Annotated in this window: 26 protein-coding genes and 2 pseudogenes; 11 read left to right on the forward strand and 17 right to left on the reverse strand. The window is 51.4% G+C overall.

The annotated features are described in order from the left end of the window. Positions 1-35: 35 nt before the first annotated feature. The gene (gene hemQ / locus J2X61_RS16385; RefSeq protein ID WP_274472452.1) at positions 36-782 is read left to right on the forward strand and encodes a hydrogen peroxide-dependent heme synthase; all 747 of its coding nucleotides are present in this window, start codon (positions 36-38) and stop codon (positions 780-782) included. A 48-nt stretch (positions 783-830) separates the two neighbouring features. Here the strand turns inward: hemQ and J2X61_RS16390 are convergent, their stop codons facing one another. Both J2X61_RS16390 and J2X61_RS16395 read right to left on the reverse strand, forming a co-directional pair. Further along, positions 831-1118, reverse strand: coding sequence for a hypothetical protein (locus tag J2X61_RS16390; RefSeq protein ID WP_274472451.1), 288 nt, complete (start codon positions 1116-1118; stop codon positions 831-833). Positions 1119-1146: 28 nt separating this feature from the next. Then, a complete protein-coding gene (locus tag J2X61_RS16395) occupies positions 1147-2337 on the reverse strand; it encodes an NAD(P)/FAD-dependent oxidoreductase (protein WP_274472450.1) in 1191 nt (396 codons plus the stop codon). Positions 2338-2767: 430 nt separating this feature from the next. On the opposite strand from J2X61_RS16395, the gene J2X61_RS16400 reads away from it, so the two are divergent. Then, the gene (locus J2X61_RS16400; protein ID WP_310189181.1) at positions 2768-3769 is read left to right on the forward strand and encodes an NAD(P)/FAD-dependent oxidoreductase; all 1002 of its coding nucleotides are present in this window, start codon (positions 2768-2770) and stop codon (positions 3767-3769) included. 332 nt (positions 3770-4101) lie between these two features. Here the strand turns inward: J2X61_RS16400 and sda are convergent, their stop codons facing one another. Then, positions 4102-4257, reverse strand: coding sequence for a sporulation histidine kinase inhibitor Sda (gene sda, locus J2X61_RS16405; protein WP_274472448.1), 156 nt, complete (start codon positions 4255-4257; stop codon positions 4102-4104). Positions 4258-4597: 340 nt separating this feature from the next. Here sda and J2X61_RS16410 point away from each other — a divergent pair, with 340 nt between their 5' ends. Further along, positions 4598-4759, forward strand: coding sequence for a mechanosensitive ion channel protein MscL (locus J2X61_RS16410; RefSeq protein WP_274472447.1), 162 nt, complete (start codon positions 4598-4600; stop codon positions 4757-4759). 52 nt (positions 4760-4811) lie between these two features. Here the strand turns inward: J2X61_RS16410 and J2X61_RS16415 are convergent, their stop codons facing one another. After that, complete coding sequence (locus J2X61_RS16415; RefSeq protein WP_310189184.1) at positions 4812-5492, reverse strand: glycoside hydrolase family 73 protein; 681 nt, start codon at positions 5490-5492, stop codon at positions 4812-4814. A 159-nt stretch (positions 5493-5651) separates the two neighbouring features. Here J2X61_RS16415 and J2X61_RS16420 point away from each other — a divergent pair, with 159 nt between their 5' ends. Continuing rightward, positions 5652-6698, forward strand: coding sequence for a methyltransferase domain-containing protein (locus tag J2X61_RS16420; RefSeq protein ID WP_310189187.1), 1047 nt, complete (start codon positions 5652-5654; stop codon positions 6696-6698). Between the two features lie 79 nt (positions 6699-6777). Continuing rightward, positions 6778-7464, forward strand: coding sequence for a class I SAM-dependent methyltransferase (locus tag J2X61_RS16425; RefSeq protein WP_310189189.1), 687 nt, complete (start codon positions 6778-6780; stop codon positions 7462-7464). Positions 7465-7612: 148 nt separating this feature from the next. Here the strand turns inward: J2X61_RS16425 and J2X61_RS16430 are convergent, their stop codons facing one another. Further along, a complete protein-coding gene (locus J2X61_RS16430) occupies positions 7613-7975 on the reverse strand; it encodes a HesB/IscA family protein (protein ID WP_274472443.1) in 363 nt (120 codons plus the stop codon). A 147-nt stretch (positions 7976-8122) separates the two neighbouring features. Next, positions 8123-8302, reverse strand: a complete 180-nt coding sequence (locus J2X61_RS16435) for an aspartyl-phosphate phosphatase Spo0E family protein (RefSeq protein WP_274472442.1) — start codon at positions 8300-8302, stop codon at positions 8123-8125. A gap of 368 nt (positions 8303-8670) precedes the next feature. Between J2X61_RS16435 and mqnE the strand changes: the two genes are divergently transcribed. Then, entirely contained in the window at positions 8671-9771 is a 1101-nt protein-coding gene (gene mqnE, locus J2X61_RS16440) for an aminofutalosine synthase MqnE (RefSeq protein ID WP_274472441.1), read from the forward strand. A 45-nt stretch (positions 9772-9816) separates the two neighbouring features. Next, positions 9817-10881, forward strand: a complete 1065-nt coding sequence (locus J2X61_RS16445) for an NAD(P)/FAD-dependent oxidoreductase (RefSeq protein ID WP_274472440.1) — start codon at positions 9817-9819, stop codon at positions 10879-10881. 15 nt (positions 10882-10896) lie between these two features. Here the strand turns inward: J2X61_RS16445 and J2X61_RS16450 are convergent, their stop codons facing one another. Beyond that, on the reverse strand, positions 10897-11151 hold the full coding sequence (locus tag J2X61_RS16450) for a YuzB family protein (protein ID WP_274472439.1): 255 nt from the start codon (positions 11149-11151) through the stop codon (positions 10897-10899). 133 nt (positions 11152-11284) lie between these two features. Between J2X61_RS16450 and J2X61_RS16455 the strand changes: the two are divergent. After that, positions 11285-11494, forward strand: a pseudogene (locus J2X61_RS16455) (NifU family protein); the annotation flags it as partial. Positions 11495-11544: 50 nt separating this feature from the next. Here J2X61_RS16455 and J2X61_RS16460 read toward each other — a convergent pair. The 5 genes from J2X61_RS16460 to J2X61_RS16480 form a co-directional block, all read right to left on the reverse strand. Continuing rightward, positions 11545-12336 (reverse strand): SDR family oxidoreductase, encoded by a 792-nt coding sequence (locus tag J2X61_RS16460; protein ID WP_274472438.1) that lies wholly within the window; start codon positions 12334-12336, stop codon positions 11545-11547. 7 nt (positions 12337-12343) lie between these two features. After that, positions 12344-13054 (reverse strand): Cthe_2314 family HEPN domain-containing protein, encoded by a 711-nt coding sequence (locus tag J2X61_RS16465; RefSeq protein ID WP_274472437.1) that lies wholly within the window; start codon positions 13052-13054, stop codon positions 12344-12346. A 15-nt stretch (positions 13055-13069) separates the two neighbouring features. Continuing rightward, entirely contained in the window at positions 13070-14035 is a 966-nt protein-coding gene (locus J2X61_RS16470) for a DMT family transporter (protein WP_274472436.1), read from the reverse strand. 78 nt (positions 14036-14113) lie between these two features. After that, entirely contained in the window at positions 14114-15013 is a 900-nt protein-coding gene (locus J2X61_RS16475; RefSeq protein WP_274472435.1) for a COX15/CtaA family protein, read from the reverse strand. 203 nt (positions 15014-15216) lie between these two features. Further along, a complete protein-coding gene (locus tag J2X61_RS16480) occupies positions 15217-15561 on the reverse strand; it encodes a thioredoxin family protein (protein WP_274472434.1) in 345 nt (114 codons plus the stop codon). 191 nt (positions 15562-15752) lie between these two features. Here J2X61_RS16480 and J2X61_RS16485 point away from each other — a divergent pair, with 191 nt between their 5' ends. Together J2X61_RS16485 and J2X61_RS16490 are read left to right on the forward strand one after the other, a co-directional pair. Beyond that, positions 15753-16592 carry an SPFH domain-containing protein gene (locus tag J2X61_RS16485; protein WP_310189194.1) on the forward strand — a complete coding sequence of 280 codons (840 nt, stop codon included), beginning with the start codon at positions 15753-15755 and terminating at the stop codon, positions 16590-16592. 12 nt (positions 16593-16604) lie between these two features. After that, positions 16605-16799, forward strand: coding sequence for a type II toxin-antitoxin system antitoxin (locus J2X61_RS16490; protein ID WP_274472432.1), 195 nt, complete (start codon positions 16605-16607; stop codon positions 16797-16799). Between the two features lie 28 nt (positions 16800-16827). On the opposite strand, the gene J2X61_RS16495 is transcribed toward J2X61_RS16490, so the two are convergent. Together J2X61_RS16495 and J2X61_RS36365 are read right to left on the reverse strand one after the other, a co-directional pair. Then, positions 16828-17190, reverse strand: coding sequence for a DUF4183 domain-containing protein (locus J2X61_RS16495; RefSeq protein ID WP_310189198.1), 363 nt, complete (start codon positions 17188-17190; stop codon positions 16828-16830). After that, positions 17162-17242 (reverse strand): annotated as a pseudogene (locus J2X61_RS36365) (hypothetical protein); the annotation flags it as partial. The gene J2X61_RS16495 and the pseudogene J2X61_RS36365, both read right to left, overlap by 29 nt. 131 nt (positions 17243-17373) lie before the next feature. On the opposite strand from J2X61_RS36365, the gene J2X61_RS16500 reads away from it, so the two are divergent. Then, entirely contained in the window at positions 17374-18543 is a 1170-nt protein-coding gene (locus J2X61_RS16500) for a DUF2515 family protein (protein WP_310189201.1), read from the forward strand. On the opposite strand, the gene J2X61_RS16505 is transcribed toward J2X61_RS16500, so the two are convergent. The 3 genes from J2X61_RS16505 to J2X61_RS16515 are packed head-to-tail and all read right to left on the reverse strand — an operon-like array spanning position 18527 to position 21511. Next, the gene (locus J2X61_RS16505; RefSeq protein WP_310189204.1) at positions 18527-20215 is read right to left on the reverse strand and encodes a putative polysaccharide biosynthesis protein; all 1689 of its coding nucleotides are present in this window, start codon (positions 20213-20215) and stop codon (positions 18527-18529) included. The two genes, J2X61_RS16500 and J2X61_RS16505, sit on opposite strands and share 17 nt — an antisense overlap. A 28-nt stretch (positions 20216-20243) precedes the next feature. Then, positions 20244-20726: a DUF456 domain-containing protein gene (locus J2X61_RS16510; RefSeq protein ID WP_274472429.1), complete on the reverse strand. Its 483-nt coding sequence runs from the start codon at positions 20724-20726 to the stop codon at positions 20244-20246. Between the two features lie 44 nt (positions 20727-20770). Beyond that, the gene (locus tag J2X61_RS16515) at positions 20771-21511 is read right to left on the reverse strand and encodes a Cof-type HAD-IIB family hydrolase (RefSeq protein ID WP_274472428.1); all 741 of its coding nucleotides are present in this window, start codon (positions 21509-21511) and stop codon (positions 20771-20773) included. Positions 21512-21516 lie beyond the last annotated feature (5 nt).

Here is a 21516-nt window from a genome sequence, read left to right on the forward strand (position 1 = left end):
AGGGGATAATTTAGCCTTGAATGGAGGAACACCTCATGAGTGAAGCCGTACAAACGCTGGAAGGCTGGTATGCGCTGCATGATTTCCGTTTGATCGACTGGAACGCATGGCATGCTGCAACCCCGCAAGAGCGTAAGCATGCAATAGAAGAATTGAATACATTTCTGTCCGATTGGCAGCAAGTTGAGAACGATAAGCTGGGCAGCACGGCCGTCTACAGCATCGTTGGTCAGAAAGCGGATTTCGTATTTATGCAATTACGCGAAACCCTAGAAGAACTGAATGATCTTGAGAATGCATTCAACAAATCCAGCTTTGCCGCTTTTACAATCCCGGTATATTCTTATGTATCTATCGTTGAGTTAAGCAGCTATTTGGCCAAGCCGGGCGTTGATCCTGCGGATGACCCGGACATTCAGGCCCGCTTGAAGCCTATTCTGCCTAAGGCGAAGCACATCTGCTTCTATCCGATGAATAAACGCCGTGAAGGCAATGATAACTGGTACATGCTCCCTGCCGACGATCGCAAAACGATGATGCGCAGCCATGGCATGATCGGCCGTACCTATGCGGGCAAAGTGAAACAAATCATTACAGGCTCCGTCGGACTTGACGATTGGGAATGGGGCGTAACGCTGTTCTCCGATGATCCGCTGCATTTCAAGAAGCTAGTTTACGAAATGCGTTTCGACGAAGTGAGCGCGCGTTTCGGCGAATTCGGCGATTTCTACGTAGGCAACCTGCTGACCCCCGACAAATTCACCAAGCTTATCACCGTTTAAAACACAAAGAAGCCTGCTCTCTCGCAAGAGCAGGCTTCTTTCTATGTGTTAATCCTCATCATCCTCGTCGTCATCACGCAGTGCAGCCGCAAGCTCGGCTTCCATCTGCGCTTTGCGCGCGAGATACGCTTCCGTATCCCGGTCGCGCTGCCGGCTCTTCTCCTTCAATCTTTCGATCGCAGGCAGAATGAGAATATCAATTTCCTTCTGCACAACGGCCACATGATCGTATCTCTTCTCCGTCTCCAGATAATGACCGACTTCAATCAGCGCGTTGTACCGCTCCAGCTCATCCCGGGTAAGAAGTCCTCTTACTTGGACACTGCAGTGCCGCATAGCGATCCCCCCGTTACCTCATGATAAACTAGAAGCGCCCTTTACGAATAACGAGCGGAATACCGCCGATAATGTAGAGGTATCTCATATCAACCACTTTTTTCATCATGGCCGCTACGTTGCCTTTCAGCTTGCGGGAACCGACGATACCGATCGCTTGGCCTTTACCTAAGGAAGCTACCGTACCTTTGTTCGAGAATTTGAAAGGTTTCATTTGTGAACCGCGGATCGCCGCGATCAGATTATGCGCTACCGCTTCCCCTTGCTGCATCGCGATTTGCGCTGTCGGAGGGAAAGGTCTGCCTTCGTCGTTCATCACGATGGAGCAATCGCCGACTACATAGATGTTGTCGAATTGCGGCGCACGCAAGAACTCGTCGACTTTGATTCTGCCGCGCATCGTTTCGAAGCCGGCCTCATCGAGCATGTGGTTGCCGCGGATACCGCCGGTCCATACCACTGTCGCCGCTTTGATGAACTCATCGCCGGCAATCAGAACGCCCTCAGGCGTGCACTCTTTGATCGCCGTGCCGATCTTGAACGTGATGCCTTTGTCTGTCAAGACTTTCATCGCGTATTCAACGAGCTCAGGATCGAAGCCCGGCAGTGCTGTTGGCGCCGCTTCAATATTATATATTTTCACCAGGGACGGATCGACGTCGAACTCTTTGCAAAGCTGCGGAATGCGATCAGCAAGCTCGCCAATGAATTCAATACCGGTAAAGCCCGCTCCGCCGATGACGAAAGTCAAGTAATCTTTGCGATCCGGCTCGCGCTTGTACTTCGCGAATTGGTACTCGATGTGCTCGCGAATGAAGCGGACGCTGTTGATGCTGCGGATATTCAGTGCGTATTCCTTCAGACCCGGAATACCGAAAGTTTCAGCTTCACCACCAAGACCGATAACCAGGTAGTCGTAGGAGAGCGTACCGTCTTCGAGAATGACCTTCTTCTCATGAGGACGGATTTGCGTAACGGTGGATTTCACGAAATCCACTTTGAACTCGTCAATCAATTTCAAAATGTTCACGCGTGCATTTTCAGGATTATCTGTACCTGCTGCCGGCATGTGGAGATGTGTGGTAATGTAATGATAGTCGTGTTTATTGACAAGTGTTACGTCAGCTTCATTATAGTTCAATTCTTTCTGCAGACGAATAGCTGAAAGAATCCCGCCATACCCGGCTCCTAGAATCACGATTCTTGGTATTCTACTCATGTCTCTCTCACTTCCATATCCGATTTTGTAGTCCAATGGTTGGTTTCTCTATCTTGTGAAAAATTACACAAACAGTTTCAAATGTAGTATACTGCTACTAGTTTGTTCTCACATGCTGTGAATTATGATGAAACAGGATGAATTTCGTCACAACATGCTAAACCGATTCTCATGATATAATATAATTTAAACAAGTAAATATCAAGTGCTATTTTGGCTTAAAATCAGGCTTCCAGCCTTGTCTGGCCTGTCCAACCATTATAAGCATTACTTATCATATTGATAAAGCGATTTACATAAAGAATTCACACTTTTCTGTTTCATTAATTTTCCATGAAGCGATTATAATGAAGTAATGATTGTGGCCGTTTGCTGCTTTCCTTACACCATGCACATCGCAAGGATTAATGAAACGGAGGAGTGGAAAACGATGAACGAGAGAGAAACGACTCGAGACATTATCGACATTATCGTGATCGGCGGTGGCCCTGCCGGGATGTTCGCATCCTTCTACGCAGGCATGCGCCAGGCATCCGTGAGAATTATTGAGAGCATGCCGCAGCTTGGCGGACAGCTTGCAGCGCTATACCCGGAGAAGTACATCTATGACGTAGCCGGATTCCCAAAAGTGACGGCGCAAGAATTAGTCGGCAGCTTATTGGTTCAAATGAAACACTTCCCGGTAGATATATGCTTGGAAGAGAAAGTACACCGGGTTGTGAAGAAAGAGGAGCGGCTCTTCGAAATCACGACGGACAAAGATATACACTTGAGCCGCGCAGTCATTATCGCCGGCGGCGTCGGGGCTTTCGAGCCGCGCCGGTTGGAGCTTCCCGAAGCAGCGCAATTCGAAAAGAAGAACCTTCATTATTTTGTCGGTGATTTGAATGCTTTCGCCGGTCAGAGGGTCGTTATCAGCGGCGGCGGCGATTCCGCGGTAGACTGGGCGCTCATGCTCGAGCCGGTCGCTGAGCGGGTAACGCTGATCCACCGCCGTGATAAATTCCGCGCTCATGAGCATAGCGTTGAACGTTTGTTGAAGTCTGGCGTCAACGTCGTCACCCCAACGGAAATCACGAAGCTGCACGGCAGCAGCCGCATCGAGCAGGTGACGCTCAATAATATCAAATCCGGCGCAGTCACCTTGCTCGATGTGGATGCGGTGATCGTCAACTTCGGCTTCGTCTCTTCCCTCGGACCGATCGCCGAATGGGGCCTTACGATTGAGAACGGCTCACTTGTGGTTGACTCCAGGATGGAGACGAACATTCCAGGCATCTTTGCGGCCGGGGATATCACGACGTATCCCGGTAAATTGAAGTTGATCGCGGTTGGCTTCGGCGAGGCACCGACGGCGATTAACAATGCCAAAGTCTATATCGATCCGACAGCCAAACTTTCACCGGGACATAGTTCAAGCTTGAAATTATAATCAATCGATGCAAAAAGGGGTATTCTATACCTAATCTGCGGATTAGGAGGAATACCCCTTTGTCATCTATATGTCCGGTATGCAATGGCCTGCAGGAATTAAGCACAGAATGCCCTGAATGCTCGCACGCGATGCGCGATGGCGGCAGACTTAGCGACTACCTCGGTCCCTACTCCCCTTACAGGGAAATCGATGGATATTCGATGTCGGACGGCGCCATATCGGGTTCCGGCGATCAATGCCTGCATGTGGTCAGTTGCCCCGATTGTCAGCGAAGTATAACTATTCTCGTTCCGTATCTATGAGAGTCGTTAACTCTATGAGACACCTATCTAGTTCAGAGGCGTTTCGTCCTTCACGTACACTTGCAGCTTCAAATTACGTCTCTGAATTTCGGCGAGCAGCAGATCAACAAAATCTGATTCCAATCTCAAATCCAGCGCCTTATAATAAGAATCGATCAATGTTTCGTCACTAATTTGTCTCACTGAAATCACCTATATTCTATAATTTGTAATTATATTATCATGGGGGTAAAAATAGAACAAGCGTTCCGTTATCCACAGAATTATGTGTATATCCTGTGGGTAATTTGTTAATATGTCCCCTAATCGGTATCAAACCTTGGGGGATATTGTGTATAAAGTTATACACACGCTCGCCCTATCATTTTGTGATAAAAAAGATTTATCAGTATTTTTAAAATTATTAGGCATCACTTCATATTCCTTTAACATAGTTCACAAATTTGAAAAGAATTTTTAATCGTCGCTTAATATTCGTCGCATACAATGTTAGTAGAAAGTCAAAACAAAGGAGTTGTATACTATGATCGTCTACGACATTGTATTGAATGGTGAGATTAAAGAGACTATTAAGCCTAAGAAGAACCGCTTGAAAGAAATCTATGCTTTTATGCTGGAGCAAACCAAATTGATGAAAGCGAAATACGGAGACAACGTCAAAATTAAAAGCCGCGTCGTGTACTAGGATTGGTTACCTGTCACCCGCGGCTCTTTTTTTCCTCTATATATGCGTTCCCTTACACAATTCCCTTGCGGTGCAGAACCGTTAACAACCGGTAGAAATCATAGCTTCCGCCGTTCGGCGTATCGATTAGGCCGGCTTTGACCGCCGCATCCACCGCAGCTTTGGCCCACACAGGTACTTCCTTAAGAGCCGCTTGCCCTTCCAATGCGTCAACTCTCGTCTGTAAAGCCGTTATTTGTGCTTGCAGCTGCTCGAGCATTCGAATAACCTCCTCATCGTATCGCGTTAATCCATTCGCTTGTATTAAATTGTTAAGCTTGCTGGCATAAGCTGGATCCGTTGCATATCCGCTATTTTGCAGCGCTAGCGTCTGTTCGCCCGGGCTTTGGGCATTCCTGACACTGACATAACGGGGGGACTGAAACAGGAGATCCTGATCGCGAAAGCCTGCCTCGATCGTGGGATACGCCCGGAAATCGCTAGGCACATGATCATAGCGGGTTCCATTCACGACTTCCCAAGTCGTAGCCGAGACTCTGTCCCCTTGCCAATACGGCGTCGTCACTCCGCTTCCGACCTTATATCCAACAAGATTGTTCCACGCATTCACCTTGCCGCCTGTTTCCAAAATCGTCTGCGCGATGCGCACGGACGGGAATATCGGCGAATTGTCCAGACGAAGCTTCACCGCAATCGGAGCAACGAGTTCGATGAATTCTTGTCTTGTTACCATGCACGCTCCCCCTCCTTTCAGAACGGACTAGCATTCTTATAAACTATTTTATTCTTATTAGATAGGAAAGGTTACAGTTTGCAGAGAATATGCGGCTCCTTCCGCTTTACATTCTCCTTACGTTAAGGTTTATTGTAGGTAAGGAAGGTGAAGCATCGAATGAAAATCAAAAAACTGGCGTCAAAGCTGAATATTTCTCCGCGAACCATTCGCTTCTATGAAGCCAAGGGGCTGATTTCTCCGCACAAACAAGAACACAACGCCTACCGGACCTTCTCCGAGAAAGAAGTATGGCGTTTGCAGACGATCATTTCGCTCAGAGAAGCCGGCATGAGCATTGAAGATATTCAGAAAGCGCTGCCGGACGCGGACGAAGCGAACACGGAGCAGCTTCAATATTATTTGGAGATGCAGCGGTCCATCCTCGTATCCCAATGGCTGGAGCTCAAGCAAATTATTCAGACGACGGACTCGATGATCGAACTTCTGAAGCACCAGCCAACGCTTCCTCTGGACGATATCTTCCTGCTGGCCGAAGGCTCCAAAAGACTGCGGGAAACGAGAAAAAACTGGAGCGACAAGTGGAATTTCGACCATCAGGCTCTAACGCATGACGACTACGTCTCTAATAATGATAACGAATATAAGGATTATGACCAAGCGCTGCAAACGACGGTCGATTGGGTCGCCCCCAGATCCGGTGAACGCGGATTGGATATCGGGACCGGAACGGGGAATTTGGCCGCCAAGTTCCTGGACAAGGGCATTCGGATGGCCGGCACCGACCAATCCATAGAAATGCTGAAGCAATGCGCGCGCAAGCATCCCCACATGGAGCTGAAGCTGGGCAATTTGCTGGCACTTCCCTACTTGGACGGGCAGTTTGATTTCGTTGTGACCAGCTTCGCGCTGCATCATATCTCGGATGAGCAGAAAATATTGGCGCTGGAAGAAATGCGCCGCGTCTTACAGCCGCACGGACGCATCTGCATCACGGACCTGATGTTTCCAAGCGAGGCGATGAAGGAGCACATCTTGAACGATCTGACACAGCAAGGTGATGCCGAGCAGCTGCCCCTGATTCAAAATGAGTATTATGCGATCCGTTCCACCTTATTAGATTGGTTTGAATGTAACGGCTATATTACCAAGCACAGGCAGCTTAATGATTGGCTTACAATTATTTATGCGGTGCCGATTCATTAGAAAAAACTTGACCTTCTCCTAACGTCACTCCTTACGATGAAGAAGTTAACGATGATCCGCATCTTAAGGAGGAAGAAGAATGCCTGACCATGAACATATTTATCACTCCCAAGCTGAAACCTATGATCTGCTTATCTCCAAACAACCTAGCCTCTATTCTGTTATAGATGCTATTAAGCCCGCTGCCGGCTTGGATATTCTGGATCTGGGCGCAGGCTCCGGAAGACTTACCTGCGCCTTGGCGCCACAGGCCAAATCCATCCTGGCGCTCGATGAATCCCAAGCGATGCTGGACCTCACGGCTCATAAGCTGCGAGCAGCCGGGTTGCGCAACTGGAGCACCCGGGTTGCCGACCATCGCGCGCTGCCGGTTGAGGATCGCAGCGTCGATCTGGTCGTCTCCGGGTGGAGCATCTGCTATCTGGGAAGCAGCACGCTGCCGAACTGGCAGGCCGATATCCGTCAGGTGATGGCCGAGATCAAGCGCGTGCTGCGCCCTGGCGGATGCGCGATTATTATAGAAAACTACGGAACGGCCTCCGAGACGCCGGACCCTCCCGCCTTTCTATTAGACTACTTCGCGCAGCTGGAGAAGGAATATGGCTTCTCCTCTACTTGGGTAAGAACCGATTATGGGTTCGATAGTTTGCAGGAAGCGGAGCGGCTGACGCGATTTTTCTTCGGGGATGCCATCGCGGACCGGGTCGTACGGGAAGGCTGGACGCGGGTTCCTGAGTGCGCCGGGGTTTGGTGGCTGCGGGTGTAAAAGAAAAACTCAAGCATCCCGCATGATAACATGCGTGGCACTTGAGTTTAATACGGTCCAATTTGACGGCTCTAACGTCCAAACAAAAAAACTCCGGACGATGTATTCGCGTGGAATACTCCGTCCGGAGAAGATGTCGATGTGAAGCTTAGTCCTCGCAGGGCTGCGCCAGAACCGCGTCCTCTTCCTTGGTGCGGAACGACTGCCCGCATCCGCAGGATGCTACGGCGTTCGGATTGTTGATGGTGAAGCCGCCGCCCATGCCCTTGTCTTCAAAGTCGATTTGTACGCCGTACAAATATTTGGAGCTATCTGCATCCACTACAACCTTCAGGCCGTGGATCGTGAATTCTTTATCATCGTCTTTCTGCTCGTTGTCGAAGCCCATCCCATAGGAGAAGCCGCTGCAACCCCCTGCTTTGACGCCTAGACGCAAGAATAAGTTGGGTGATTCTTCGGAAGCCAGAAGTTCCTTAATTTTATCAGTCGCTGATTCACTAATAGTAATCATAACGGAAATCCCTCCTTGATGTTCCTTCGCTTCGAAAGAACTGGCATTATCCTTAAGTTTCGTAATGCTTACTATCAAGTATACTCCTATTCGATGCATTGCTCAAGGGCAGCTGCATATACATTCCCCGTCATACCAGCCAGATGATTACTGCTTCCGTCGGAGCGCATAGTACTGCAGCAGCAGCTGGTCAAGCTCCCGGCTGCACTGCTGAACCTCAGGATGCAGAAACCCATATTCAGTGCCTAATGTCACCATTTGCTCTCGAAGCGTTTCGATCGCTATGTCCAATCGTTCCTGCAGTTCGGTTACGAAATATGTTGGCACGTTTATAATCACCTTTTTAACCCTACGTAATCACATTGCAATAGTATACAGGAATTTGTTAATATTGGGAATAACCTTTTCAAGAAAATGCTAGCAAATTTTGTAGATTTGGCAGATTGTCAATTTATGTCCATCTTCCTCATATTGCCCCTCCCTGCGAAAGAGGTTTATAATGGTTAGGATAGTTTGTACGTATCAAGCAGAGAGACGTTCACGCAAAGGGATGGTCGCTGTAGGAAGTGTGAATTCCTGAACCGAATTGGCTGACAGGTAGGCGAGCTACTCACACTTAAAGGCGCATGTGATCTGAAATGGATTCATGCGTCGATTCTGTATGGCTTTATTTTGTATTTTAAGGAGGAAGTAGGATGAGTGTTACCACGACGGATCCGATCAAACGGATGGCGGAAATTGCCGAGAAAGTTGAGCACGGTGAGCGTTTGTCTCTGGAAGACGGATTATTTCTGTATGAATCGGATGATCTGCCGAGCATTGGTCAACTGGCTAACAAAGTGAATACGCGATTGAACGGGAATAAGGTTTATTTTGTGCAAAATATGAGCTTATATTTCACGAATGTGTGTGAAGAGCATTGTGCTTTTTGCCATTTCCGCCGCGACGAAGGTGAAGAAGGTGCCTACACCTTGACACCGAGCCAAATGCTCGAGTATGTAGCTGCCAACTATAACCCTGAGATCCGGGAGTTCCACATTAGTCAAGGGCATAACCCTCATGTGCCTTTCGAGTATTATGTCGATTGCATCCGCCAATTGAAGAAAGCCTATCCGGACGTGACGATCAAAGCGCATACCGCGGCCGAAATTGAATTCTTCTCGCGGATTAGCGGTTTAAGCTATCGCGAAGTGCTCCAAGCATTGATGGATGCCGGTCTGTCCACGCTTCCTGGCGGCGGAGCCGAAATTCTAACGGAGCGTTACCGGTCCAAAATGAGAGTCGAGAAGGCGTCCTCCGAAGAATGGCTCGACGTGCACCGCACGGCGCATCAGCTGGGCATGAAAACCCATGCAACCATGCTGTACGGCTCGATTGAAACGAAGGAAGAGCGCATTCGCCATATGATGCTGCTCCGCGAGCTGCAAGACGAAACGAACGGCTTCATGGTCTTTATCCCGAATTCCATTCAGCCTGCAAGCAAGAATGCGGGGCTTAAGAAGCGCGTACCGGCCTGGGACGAGCTGAAAACCATCGCCATTTCCCGCTTGATGCTGGATAACTTCCCTCATATCAAAGCTTATTTCATTAATATCGGAGTCAAATTAACGCAGCTCTCCTTCGCCTTCGGCGCTTCGGACGCGCACGGAACGATCGTCAAGGAGAAAATCTCGCACGCCGCAGGCGCATTATCGCCGGAAGGCCTGACACGGGACGAGCTCGTTTGGCTGATTCAAGGTGCGGGACGTACAGCTGTAGAACGCGACACCTTTTATAATGAAATCAAAGTTTATTAGTCATAATAGAGAAGAGAGAACAGTTCAGAAGGGATATTGGGTGTTATGAAAAAGTTTGTGATTCTCGGAGGAGGTTATGGCGGTTTGACCATAGCCTTGAATATGCTGGAGAAAGATTTACCGGACGATACCATACTGGAGCTTGTTGACCGCAGCCCGTTTCAAGGACTCAAAACCGAATACTACGCCCTTGCTTCAGGCACGATCGCAGAAACACATATTCGCGTTGCCTATCCCGACGATCCACGCTTGCTGTTGACTTACGGCGAAGTAGCATCAGTGGATCTGGATAAGAAGGAAATTCGTTTCGAAGACAGAGAGCCTCTGACGTATGATTGGCTTGTAATCGGGCTAGGCTGTGTAGACAGTTACCATGGCATCACCGGTGCCAAGGAATTCTCTTCCAGCATCCAGACGCTGGCGCAAACCCGCGCTACGTACCAACGCATTAACAACATCGCCCCATACGGACAAGTATCCATTATCGGCGGCGGCCTTAGCGGCGTTGAGATGGCGTCCGAGCTCAGAGAAAGCCGCCCTGACTTGAACATCCGGCTGATCGACCGCGGCCCGAGCTTATTGTCGGCCTTCCCTAGCAACCTGCAGCAGTATGTGCGCGAGTGGATGATCGACCATCACATCGAGCTTCGGCCGAATGTCTCGTTAGTCCGTTTGGACGGGGGAGATTTGTACAACGGAGACGAAATCATCCGTACCGATGCGACAGTGTGGACGGCCGGCATTCAGCCGAATCCGATCGTAGAGGCTTTGAACGTTCCGAAAGACCGTCAAGGCCGCATCCTGCTGAACGAATTCCACCAGATTCCGGATTACCACGACGTGTTCGTCGTCGGCGATTGCGCGTCCCTGCCCTTCTCACCAAGCGCCCAAGCCGCGCAAGCTCAAGGCAAGCAGATTGCCGAAGCGATGCAGGCGATATGGAAAGGCGAAACGCCGCGGCTTGGCAAGATCAAGCTGAGAGGCACGCTCGGTTCGCTTGGCAAAAAGACCGGCTTCGGCATCATGGGCAAACGTACGCTAATGACAGGCAAAATCGCCCGTATGCTCAAAAGCGGCGTATTATGGAAATCGAAGCGTCACTTCGGTTAAAATCTTCTCAGCTGCCTATTCGCTTAGGAGATCGTACATGGCTTCGATTTCTTTGATCTTCTCAAGAATACGTTCGTGGAGAAGCTCAGCGCTTTCTGCGGCGATAATTTCACCGTTCAGCAAGGCGTAAGGCTCCATATAACATTGTCCGCAGTTGCCTAGACAACCGTATTCAATAACGTCGTAGTCCGGATTCTGTTCCAGAGCTTTCATGACTTTGTCGGTTCCATGGTGCATATTGCTGGCGCAAAACTCAATGATTGGTCTCATAATAAAAATTTCCACCTTATGATGATATTCGAAGTTGAAAACCATTTTCATTTAATCAGTATTGTAATATAATAATAAAAGAAAGGAGATGAATCAAATGTCTGAAAAAACGAAAGAAGCTATTTATGATGAAGTCCTTGAAGTTTTAGATAAACTTCGTCCTTTTCTACAACGCGATGGCGGTGACGTAGATCTCGTTGACGTAGAAGACGGCGTTGTTAAATTGAAACTGATGGGTGCTTGCGGAAGCTGCCCAAGCTCAACGATCACGTTGAAAGCTGGTATCGAGCGCGCGCTGGTCGAAGAAGTTGAAGGTATAACAGAAGTCGTGCAAGTGTTCTAATAACGACTATATCATAAGAAAGAGCTTACCACGAGGGTAAGCTCTTTTTGTTATGATTTCCGCTGATTAAGCACCGGCAATGGCTGGATCGGGTCCAACGCGCCGGAAATATCCATAATATTGCCTGTAATGAAATCCGAAGCCGGCAAGCAGAGAAATTCGATGACCCGGGCCACATCCTCGCCCGTCCCCGGCCTTCCGACCGGCGTCTCTCCGTCAACCTCCTGACGCGCTTCCGCCATCGTCTGCTCCTTATGCTTCCCCCGGATATCGCCCGGGCAAATCATATTCACGGTAATGCCATGGCTCGCTTCTTCTTCGGCCAACGTTTTCGTGAATGATACCAAGCCGACCTTCGCAGCCGCGTATACGGCCCTGTGCGTCCATCCTCTGGCTTCAGCAGCTTTGCCGAAGCCGAAGTGAATGATGCGCCCCCACCGCCGCTGCCGCATCATCGGCAGGACCAAGCGGTCCAGCTCCATCACGCCGAGCAAATTGCCCCGCATGAAATACTCGATTTCATCGACCTCATAATCGGCGAAGAAGCGCCGCTCCCGCATGAAAGGTCCCGCGTTATTCACGAGAATATCAATGGGACCGAGCTCATCTGCCGTTCGCTCCACCATGCGGAGGATATCCTCGCGTCTGGCGACATCGCCTTGAACGGCGATGCTGCGAACGCCGTAATCGTGCAGCTGCGCGACCAGCTCGTTCGCTTCCTTGGCACTATGTACATAGTTAACCGCGACCTGACATCCTTGCTTCGCCAGCGTGATGGCGGTCATTTTGCCGAGTCCCTTTGCACTGCCTGTAATAAGAACCGTTCGGCCTTTTAATTCCATGGTCCTCTTACCCCTTTGCAATACTAGCCGTAATATAAGAGAAAGCTATAATTAAGGTTCGGCAAACCATATCAAATCCCTGCTGGAGATCGGCAACATTTGATTTCACATTCTCGACATGGATGCGATCTCCGGGGTAAGGCTGCTTCTGCATGAGATCATCCAGCATTTCGGCGTTAATATAATGAATCTCCATATTCCGTTGATTCCGCAGCCGGTCGAGCGGAGATTTATAGTCCATTTTGAGGTTATACAGCTGCAGTTCGAGCGGGCTGTGAATCTTCTTCTCATGCATTCTGCGCAAAACGGTAAAGTAGGAATACCGCGTCTTGAGTGTCTCCGTTTTGAGCTCGAATAAATCATTCATGAACGTTCCCAATTTATCCAAAATGGAAAAAAGCCGAATGAACGCATTTTTGTAAAAGTAGACGAACAGATGATACGCTTCCATCTCCTGCGGGTTCATATCTTCCAGGAAAGCTTTGCTGATATGCTCAGCGTACCGCTCGCAGCAATACTTGCTCTGCTCGAGCTCGTCAAGCGCATCGATAAACCCTTTGCTCCAGATCGCCTGCCGGTGATATTTCGGATAGTCCGAAGCATGGCGGCGAATCGATTTGGATTCCAGATGCTCAATGAAAGCTTTCACCGCATTGCCGGCTTCCAGCAGCAGTCCGCTGTCCACCCGCTTCGGTTCATTGAACAATTGTCGCAGCATCGGTATACCCCCTTCTTAAACGCTCGCCGTCGTTTGATTGTTAATGGCCGCTTGCTTCGCGGCTTGAGACTTGTCCGCCTGTACCAGGTACATGGCTGTCAGCACGCCTGCACCGCCCATGACCTGATAGAACGATATCGATTCGTGCAAAATGAAATATCCGGCCAGCGCAGCGGTTACCGGGAGCAAATAACCGTACGCCGATGATTTGAACGGCCCCAGCTTCGCTAGGCTCCAATTATGCAGGGAGAACCCGAGCGCCGTCGCAAGCAGCGAAGTGTAAATTAAGCTGAGCCAGCCTGTGGCCGAAATGGCCGACAAATAAGCGGCATCCGCGCGCAGCAGCACGAATGGCAGCAAGGAGATTGCGCCTGCCGTCATCTCGAAGGAGATGAGCATCGGCAGCGGATAGCGCTGAACGAGCCGGTTCATGCCGATGAGATAGATCGCCCCCATGACGCTGCGCATCAGCAGCAGAACGTCGCCTCTGAGCGTTTCTCCCCCCAGATGAAAGCCGCTGGCTCCCCCGGATACGATAATGATGACGCTCCCGAGCGCTAGCGGAATCCCCAGCAGGATGCGCCAGGAGAGCCTGACTTGTCCGGCCAGCAAAGCAATGAGGACGGTGATCACGGGCATGAAGCCGCGGCCTAATACCGCACCGTTCGCCGAGTTGGAGAATTGCAGCGCATATTGCAGCATCGCCTCCATGCCGATCGCGTTGAGAATCCCCAGCGCACATATACGCAGGAGATCGCTGGCCGTAATGTGGAACTTCAACGACCGGGAACGATAATAGAAGTAAGTATAGACCCAGAGGATCGGAATCATACTCGCGAACCGCAGTCCGTTGAACACGAGGGAATCCCATTCACGTCCTCCGATCTTCAGCGAAGCCAGATTAATGCCCCATAGAATATAGACGAACACAAACCCTGCATGAGGGTAGAAAGTGCGAATTGAACTTGAACTGCGGCTCATGATGGCTCCACCTTTGTGACTGTAATAGAAAAATGGCTTAGAAAAGGAAATAGCCTTCTGTATCAGAAGGCATAGGTATTAGGCTTGACGGTCGTATAGGGTGAGCACGCACAGGTAACATAGGAATCCGAACATACCGGCCACAATGACGGCGTGGATCATACCGGTGAACAAATAGGCAAGCTCATTGCCCATGGACCATGTGACGACAGCACCGCTGAACACCTGCAGGGAGACCAGGATAAGCGACCATTTGCTGCCGAAATGCAATTTGTCGGAGCTTGGATAATAGCGCTTCGCTTGCAAATAAAGGAAGAGAATGCATACGAAGAGCAGCAATGCCGCAATCCGGTGCGTGAACACAATGCCGGTCGCTCCGCTGAGCTCGGGAATCACTTCCCCGTTGCATAGCGGCCATCCCGTGCACCCGCCTGAGGAGACGGTATGACGGACGAATGCGCCCAAATAAACGACAACATAGCTGTAAACCGCGGTGATCCATACGATCACTTTGAAACCGCTGCGAATGGCGGTATCTCTCTGAAATTGTCCCCATGGTGTAAACACAAGCGCAAGCAGCAGAGAAAACGCGAACGCGAGCAGCGATAATCCGAAATGAAGCGCGAGCACGAGCGAGGACTGCGGCCATACGACAGCCAATGCTCCCATCACGGCTTGAATGAGCGTCATGACGACGGTGCCGGTAATGAAATATTTCGCATCTTTCCGTTTCACATAACGAAACACAAGGATGAAGGTAGCGATCAGAATAAGGGTGACTATGCCGACAACCAGCCTGTGGCTGTATTCAATGAAGGATGATATCGTATGAGCCGGGACGAATTTCCCGTGACATAGGGGCCACTCGTCCCCGCAGCCTCTTCCTGCGTCAGCCTTGGTAACAAGAGCGCCCATGGCAAGTATGAGAAACATGCCGATGGCGGACAGATTCGCGAGCTTGGGTATCCATTTTTGCATGATTGCACCTACTTTTTCTTGAAAATCATGTCGAATGTGGTTGGTTCGTTTTCAATTATAGCTTTAAAAAGTTGGCAAATCCATTCGCAATTGTTACAAAGCTCCGAAACCGCCTAGGAAGGGGCGAACTCGTGTCAAAGTTGTGATTTTTGCGGATGCGGCAGCAAAAAAACGACTCGCACGGAGCCGTTTCCCATTGCCGGTTATTTCGCAAGCGCGCCGGATACCTCGATCGCCCGATCCAGGAATTGCTCGATTTCATCGCGGGTTTTGCGCAATTTGCTGACGAAGCGAACGAGCTCCTTGCCTCCCTGGAACGCGATGAAGCTTGGGATCCCGAGGATGTTCAGCTGCTCGCACAGATCCGGAACTTCGTCGCGGTCGAGTTCGATGAACGCGATTCGGCCGGCATACGCTTCCTCGACAGAGGGCATGAAGGGATCGATGAAATGGCAGTCCTTGCACCAGGTCGCTTTGAACACGGCGACAGTCAATCCAGGCTTGGAGATTTGTTCTTGAAAAGCTTGTTCGTTGGATATTTTCAACATGAGAAGCACCTCGCTGCGTTAGGAATTTATTAACTTATAGCATGCCCCAAAAATGGTGTCAAGATGAACGCTTCCCAACATATTCCGCATGCCGGACATTTACATTTAAAGTAAAAAGTGATATCATTTAAATATCAATACAATATCCGCATCACATATACAGGCTGACATTAGAAAGGGGTGCTGCTTCCATGAAAGAATCCCAAGCTTGGTCCATTAATGGTTTTCTAGGTATTTTATTGTTTATTATTGGCGGAGGTCTCGGTGTTCTACTCTTGACACAGGAACATTTTGTATCGGGAGCTATTCTCATCATTTTGGGATTGATCTTCGTTTCGACGATCACGGCGGTTCAGCCGAACGAAGCATCGATCATCACTTTTTTCGGTACGTATTCGGGCACAATCCGCAAGAGCGGCCTATGGCTCATCGTTCCTTTTTCCAGCCGCAGGAAAATTTCTTTGCGGGTTCGTAACTTTAACAGCGTCAAGCTGAAAGTGAACGATATCGAAGGCAATCCCATTGAAATCGCCGCCGTCGTCGTGTTCAGGGTCGTCGATACGTACAAAGCGATTTTCGATGTAGACAGCTACGAGAAGTTCGTCGAGATTCAGAGTGAGACCGCGCTGCGCCATGTCGCCAGCAAATACCCTTACGACCGCTTCGACAGCGAGGGGTACTCGCTCAGGGGCAATGCGGACGAAGTCGCCGCAGAGCTCAGTCAAGAACTGCAAGAGCGTCTCTCCGTGGCCGGCGTCGAAGTCATCGAATCCCGCCTCACTCACCTTGCCTACTCGACGGAAATTGCAAGTGCGATGCTGCAGCGCCAGCAAGCTTCCGCCATTTTATCCGCCCGCCAAATCATCGTCGATGGAGCTGTCGGTATGGTCCAGATGGCTATCTCCCGCCTCGAAGCCGAAGGTCTGCAGCTCGATGAAGAGAGGAAAGCGGCCATGATCAACAATTTGCTCGTCGCCATTGTATCGGACCGCTCAGCGAATCCGGTCATTAACACCGGTTCGCTGTATTAACGGGCCCCCGCTATGGCTCCAAAGAAAAATTTTGCGCTTCGGCTCGATCCCAAGCTCTACGAAGCTTTGGAACGATGGGCGGAGGATGAGTTCCGGAGCGTCAACGGTCATATTGAATATTTGCTTCGGGAGTCCTTGCAGCGGGCGGGCCGTTTGAACCGGATTCAACCGCCACCGCCAGACGGTACGGTGAGTACGGAGGAGTAACGACATGAACCCCCTGACCTTTATCTGGTCAGGGGGTTGTGTTATTTTCACAAAACCACCTGAGCCAAAGGGAGAGTGTCCAGCACGTACGCCGTAAAAGCAGTCTGGCGAAGAAAAAACCATCCCGCTCCATAGAAGCGAAATGGCTGCAAAATGCTGTTGTGGCCAGAACGAGAGAAGCCGTAGTAAGCGTGGACAACCCGCCTTCTTGCAGCACACCGTTGACATAGACGTTGTAGTACCCGTCTGTCGGCGGGGCCGGAAGTGCCGCAACCGGATCCCCATTGTCATCAAAGAAGTCGGCGGTACAAGGTTCGGGGCTGCAGCACGCCGTTGACGAAAACTTGCCGGTAGGAGATCGCCTTCGCGCTTGGAATGGACTGTTCCCCATATCCCGGGGTTTGGTCTTCTTCGGTGTATACCCTTTTCTCGCTATTGGAAATCGCATAGTAGAAATATTCATATCAGACGCTTCCCCCATTTCTCGCATTTGAATCCGGTTGTCACATACCGCCGCAGCTTTGAGCCAACAATATAGAGATGATAACGGATAGGTTGAGTTGAGGAGGTCATGATGAGTCCCTTGCATTTAGACACCATCCCATTGGCGGAAGCTTGGGCCGAACAATTGGATACCAGCTTGCGCACGCAGACGGAGCTGCTTCGCGGCGGCGTTGAGCCCTTCTCCCTTGCACCGGAGGAACGACAGCTCCTCGAGCATATTCGCACGCGAACCGCCGTGGAGAACCGTAATAACGTAACGCGCACAATGGCCTACTGGGCCATGTACCAAGCTCACCCCGAGCTTCACTGGGCGCTGCTCGCCCACCTGGTCTCCCGCAACGGGGGATGGAACATGACCGATCTCCGCGGGGAATTGCTGCCCCGCCTTATCGACGAGGAGCTGGTGGAACATCTCTTTGCCTTCCTGGAGCGTGCCAATGCGCTCATTTTTCAGGATGCTTATCCGCAGCTGCTGCTGTACGATGCCTCTGTTCGTCAGCGCAAGAACCTGTTCCACTTGCTCCCGCACCTCCATATCTCGATGTGGATGAGGCCCGTATGGGACCAGTTTTGGGCCAGCCATGATTCCGCCTTACTTACGATCGGGCTTATTGTCAACGAGCAGAATTATATCGAAGGACGTGTCGTTCAAAATAAACGTTATCAGCTCAGCGTACTGGATAAGCCTTTATTCAAAGGCCAGGCATTCCTGCAGCTGAACCAGGTCGGTTTCCCTTTCCTGCCGCTTGACCGGGAAGGCGACGCTCCCCTGCTCCGTCTGGCCGGCCTGATCCTCGAAAATTTCGCCGATTTGTCCGAGCGTATCGAATTCGGCAAAAGCCTCTATGCCCTGCTATTCGGAGTGCCTGACGTGCTTCAGGGCGCTCTGCGCTTCGCGAAGGCAACGCCGCATACCGGTTCAAGGGCTGACTACTGGCCGCACTTATACAGTCCCATACAAAAAGCCTCTCCCGATAAGAAATATCAGGAGAGGCTTGACGGCTGCTTCCTCAAGGAAGGAAGCAGTCCCTTGTATAGTCCTGCGCTTGCCGCGGCATGGCCTGACCGGCAAGTACTCCCCGCGGAGCCGGGGGATTGGTATCACGAAGCCCGCGAGCCTTTGGCCCATCTCCAGCCGATCACCGTGCCGGAGACCTACGACCTGACGGAAGCCATGTGCACGGGAATCCGCACGATCGAGCTGGCCATCCGGGCTGCGCAGGCTATGAACGTCCGATAAGACGGCTTCCCTTGTTAATCAGCTTCTGCACGGGCGCCGGGAAGTTCTTCACGTCGTCCTTCGTGACGACTCGCGTAAGCATCAACATGAGCGGATATAGGGCGGCGGTAAATCCGCACACCAGTATGGCATTAATCCCCTCATTGATCCGGTACAGGCTTGTCGGATGCACATACGTATGCGTGAGCCACTCCACAGCGATGCCAAGTCCGGCAATCACGATGATGGAGACGGTCAGTCCGGCGAACCGGCGTCCGAGGATCGTGAACGTCACTTCTTGGCGCAGCGAACGTAAGTTGAGCCAGGACATCGCGATGAAGCAAAGTCCGGTGGAGCCAATTATGCCATAGATGCCGAACCACTGCGCGAGCAGGAAGCTCCCTGCCAGCTTGACCGCAATCCCGACGGCGACATGCACCATCAGCGGCCTCATGCGGCCCATCCCCATCAGCACGGCGCCGGAGGTTTGCATCACAATTTGGAACATGGCCCCTAACGTCAGCAAAGCGATCATGTAAGGTCCATGGCTCATACCGAATGCCGTGTCTTCATGGCCGAACATGAAGTAGTCCAGCGGACGCGCAGCAATGGCGATCACGAGCACCGCTGGCAATCCCGAAAGTATGGACAGCTGGAGCACCCTTGTAGTCTGGTGGCTGACCTGCTTCATATCTTTGCGGGAATAGGCCGCCGAAATAATCGGAACGACCGACTGACTCAGCGCGATAGCCAAAATGATCGGAATACCCGCCAACGATTGCGCGCGTCCTCCCATGATACCGACCAGCCCGAGTGCTTCGCCGCTGCCGATTGTCCCTTCCAGCAGCGGAATAATGATGGAGGTGTCGATCGCGTAGACGAGAGTTACCGTGACCGAGAAAATGACGATCGGAATCGACAGCTTGAGCATGCTGCGATAAATGTCCCGGTATCGCGCCTGTACAGGCAATGCGGCGGATCCGCCTCCGGCTGCGGTTTCATTCACCGCTGCGCGGGAGACGCCTTCTTTCTGCCTAGCAGCATCCCGGCGTTTGAGCTTGAGAGCGAAATAGAGCATGACGGCAAGCGCCGCGATGCCGCCCATGACTCCGCCGAACGAAGCCCCGGCAACTCCCCAGCCCAAGCTGACCTGCAGGAGCAGATAGGCGAGTCCCACCGACGTGACCAATCGAAAAATCTGCTCAACGACTTGCGACACCCCGTTGGGCATCATATTTTGCCGTCCTTGGAAATACCCGCGCATAATCGCGATAAGCGGGAAGAACAGCATCGCCGGCGCGATGGCACGCGTGGCCAGCGTCGCATCCGGCCCGCCATGCGAGATGTGCTCCGCATAGACCGGAGCCAGAACATACAACAGCACCGTCATGAACGCCCCCGCCACGACGGCGAACCAAATCGCCGCACGGTAGATGCGCTCCGCTTCGGCGGGTCTGCCGATGGCATACTTCTCGGACACCATCTTGCTTAACGCGCTGGGAATGCCCGCCGTAGCCACGACGAGCAGGATCGAGTATAAATTAAAAGCGATCGAATAACTGCCCATCCCCCCCTCGTGCAGCAGATGCACAAGCGGGATTCGCTGGAAAACGCCGAGAAACCGCGCAACAAGCGCGGCTACGGCGAGAATAAGCGTCCCTTTGACAAGCGAGTCTTTGGTTTCCTTCGTCAATTCCGTTCCTACTCTCTACAACCGTAATTTAAAAAAACACCCAGAACAAGAAAAGAATAATCATCGCCAGCTGCAGGACGATTTTCACTGCGCTGCTGGCGAAGAAGCCAAGCACGGAGCCGATCCCGGCGGTAACCGCCTTCTGCCAGGAGGTGCCGATAATCAGCTCTCCGATGACGGCGCCGACGAAAGGTCCGATAATCAAACCGAAAGCGGGTATAACGAAGGGCCCGATAATTAACCCGATGGTGCTCCCGATCACAGCCGCTCTCGAACCCCCGAACTTCTTCACGCCCATGGCGCTGACCGCATAATCGGCGACAAGGATGATAATGACAATCAACGTCTGTGTCGTCCAGAACACCCAACCGAACGGTTCGAAGCTGACCAGCCAGCCGTAGATGAAGAACGCGGCATAAATGGCCAGAACTCCGGGCAGCACCGGATATACGGCGCCAAGCATTCCCACAACAAATAAAAGAATGACCAAACTCCAGGCTAATGCAATCATGTGCCCATCTCCGTCCGTTGTTTACTGGATAAAAAGGCGAATGGCTATGACTTCAGCAAATACGTATGTATGATCTTGGCGACTGCGCTCTCTTCATTCGTTACCGTCGTAATATCGGCAATTCGCTTGACCTCATCCTGCGCATTGCCCATGGCGACGCCAAGCCCCGCTTCACGAATCATCGCGATATCGTTCTCGCTGTCCCCCATCGCGATGACCTCCGACATCTGAATGCCAAGCAGCTGGCAAACCGCCTCCAAACCGCTCGCTTTACTGATGCCCAGCGGATTAATCTCGATGTTCGAAGGATGGGAATTGGTGATCTCGAGCGTTCCCCAACTGCTGACCGCACTTCGGATGCGCTCCAATTTCTCGGCATTCTCGGAGAAGTACCCGAACTTCAGCCATTCACTGTTGGCGATGTCGAGCCCCTCGCGCTCGCGGTTGAAGATGCCGTCTACGGAGTACGCCCACCACCAGCAATCATGCTCCAATGCCAATTCATGCAGCTTGCTCACGGTCTCCACCGGAAGCAGCGTCCGCCGCAGCAGCTTGCCCGGCGCTTCCCATACCTCGCCGCCATTCACGACAACCATAGGCGACGTCAGCCCCAGCTCCTGAATATACGGCATCGCGCTGACGGCGCCGCGTCCGGTCGACATCATGACAATTTTGCCTGCAGCCGCAGCTTGCCGGATCGCTTCCGCATTGTCAGGCGATATTTTCTTCTCCTCATCCAGCAGCGTGCCATCCATATCGAGGGCGATTAACTTAAACGGTCCCATGTTGT

It is taken from the genome of Bacillus sp. 3255, from assembly GCF_031456485.1.
Lineage (GTDB): Bacteria > Bacillota > Bacilli > Paenibacillales > NBRC-103111 > Paenibacillus_E.

Excerpts from the sequence above, each read along its gene's own strand:
- hemQ (WP_274472452.1), top strand. The coding sequence starts at position 36 with ATGAGTGAAGCCGTACAAACGCTGGAAGGCTGGTATGCGCTGCATGAT.
- J2X61_RS16390 (WP_274472451.1), bottom strand. The coding sequence starts at position 1,118 with ATGCGGCACTGCAGTGTCCAAGTAAGAGGACTTCTTACCCGGGATGAG.
- J2X61_RS16395 (WP_274472450.1), bottom strand. The coding sequence starts at position 2,337 with ATGAGTAGAATACCAAGAATCGTGATTCTAGGAGCCGGGTATGGCGGG.
- J2X61_RS16400 (WP_310189181.1), top strand. The coding sequence starts at position 2,768 with ATGAACGAGAGAGAAACGACTCGAGACATTATCGACATTATCGTGATC.
- J2X61_RS16410 (WP_274472447.1), top strand. The coding sequence starts at position 4,598 with ATGATCGTCTACGACATTGTATTGAATGGTGAGATTAAAGAGACTATT.
- J2X61_RS16415 (WP_310189184.1), bottom strand. The coding sequence starts at position 5,492 with ATGGTAACAAGACAAGAATTCATCGAACTCGTTGCTCCGATTGCGGTG.
- J2X61_RS16420 (WP_310189187.1), top strand. The coding sequence starts at position 5,652 with ATGAAAATCAAAAAACTGGCGTCAAAGCTGAATATTTCTCCGCGAACC.
- J2X61_RS16425 (WP_310189189.1), top strand. The coding sequence starts at position 6,778 with ATGCCTGACCATGAACATATTTATCACTCCCAAGCTGAAACCTATGAT.
- J2X61_RS16430 (WP_274472443.1), bottom strand. The coding sequence starts at position 7,975 with ATGATTACTATTAGTGAATCAGCGACTGATAAAATTAAGGAACTTCTG.
- mqnE (WP_274472441.1), top strand. The coding sequence starts at position 8,671 with ATGAGTGTTACCACGACGGATCCGATCAAACGGATGGCGGAAATTGCC.
- J2X61_RS16445 (WP_274472440.1), top strand. The coding sequence starts at position 9,817 with ATGAAAAAGTTTGTGATTCTCGGAGGAGGTTATGGCGGTTTGACCATA.
- J2X61_RS16450 (WP_274472439.1), bottom strand. The coding sequence starts at position 11,151 with ATGAGACCAATCATTGAGTTTTGCGCCAGCAATATGCACCATGGAACC.
- J2X61_RS16460 (WP_274472438.1), bottom strand. The coding sequence starts at position 12,336 with ATGGAATTAAAAGGCCGAACGGTTCTTATTACAGGCAGTGCAAAGGGA.
- J2X61_RS16465 (WP_274472437.1), bottom strand. The coding sequence starts at position 13,054 with ATGCTGCGACAATTGTTCAATGAACCGAAGCGGGTGGACAGCGGACTG.
- J2X61_RS16470 (WP_274472436.1), bottom strand. The coding sequence starts at position 14,035 with ATGAGCCGCAGTTCAAGTTCAATTCGCACTTTCTACCCTCATGCAGGG.
- J2X61_RS16475 (WP_274472435.1), bottom strand. The coding sequence starts at position 15,013 with ATGCAAAAATGGATACCCAAGCTCGCGAATCTGTCCGCCATCGGCATG.
- J2X61_RS16480 (WP_274472434.1), bottom strand. The coding sequence starts at position 15,561 with ATGTTGAAAATATCCAACGAACAAGCTTTTCAAGAACAAATCTCCAAG.
- J2X61_RS16485 (WP_310189194.1), top strand. The coding sequence starts at position 15,753 with ATGAAAGAATCCCAAGCTTGGTCCATTAATGGTTTTCTAGGTATTTTA.
- J2X61_RS16490 (WP_274472432.1), top strand. The coding sequence starts at position 16,605 with ATGGCTCCAAAGAAAAATTTTGCGCTTCGGCTCGATCCCAAGCTCTAC.
- J2X61_RS16495 (WP_310189198.1), bottom strand. The coding sequence starts at position 17,190 with ATGGGGAACAGTCCATTCCAAGCGCGAAGGCGATCTCCTACCGGCAAG.
- J2X61_RS16500 (WP_310189201.1), top strand. The coding sequence starts at position 17,374 with ATGAGTCCCTTGCATTTAGACACCATCCCATTGGCGGAAGCTTGGGCC.
- J2X61_RS16510 (WP_274472429.1), bottom strand. The coding sequence starts at position 20,726 with ATGATTGCATTAGCCTGGAGTTTGGTCATTCTTTTATTTGTTGTGGGA.
- J2X61_RS16515 (WP_274472428.1), bottom strand. The coding sequence starts at position 21,511 with ATGGGACCGTTTAAGTTAATCGCCCTCGATATGGATGGCACGCTGCTG.